Origin of the sequence: Pseudomonas sp. SIMBA_068 (assembly GCF_046534705.1) — a bacterium.
Lineage (GTDB): Bacteria > Pseudomonadota > Gammaproteobacteria > Pseudomonadales > Pseudomonadaceae > Aquipseudomonas > Aquipseudomonas putida.
The window spans coordinates 1-252 of sequence record NZ_JAWRYI010001119.1 but is presented as its reverse complement, the minus strand read 5'-3'; the positions used below and the strand labels follow the sequence as shown (position 1 = coordinate 252).

At 59.5% G+C, this 252-nt stretch carries 1 protein-coding gene; it reads left to right on the top strand.

Going from position 1 to position 252, the window contains the following annotated elements; all coding sequences use genetic code 11:
* A partial coding sequence (locus SB756_RS32975) for a type VI secretion system baseplate subunit TssF (protein WP_410913622.1) occupies nucleotides 1-252 on the top strand: 252 nt, incomplete at both ends.

Genomic DNA, 252 nt, shown 5'->3' with positions numbered 1-252 from the left:
CAAGCAGTCCCTCAGTCAGTCACAGCACATTCCGAAGGGGTCGAGGTTGTGCTCGGAACCCGTGGACGGCGTAGCCTGCGAGTTCCGCACGTGCACTGCGGTGAACATTCATCCGTTCAAGATCGACACGGTGAGTGCAACCCAGACACTCGATAACGCGGTGATCCGCATCGGACTGCAGGCACTGGTCGACCGGCCACTGAACAGCCTGGGCTGCTCCAGTCTCGACTTCTACCTCAGCGGTGATATTCG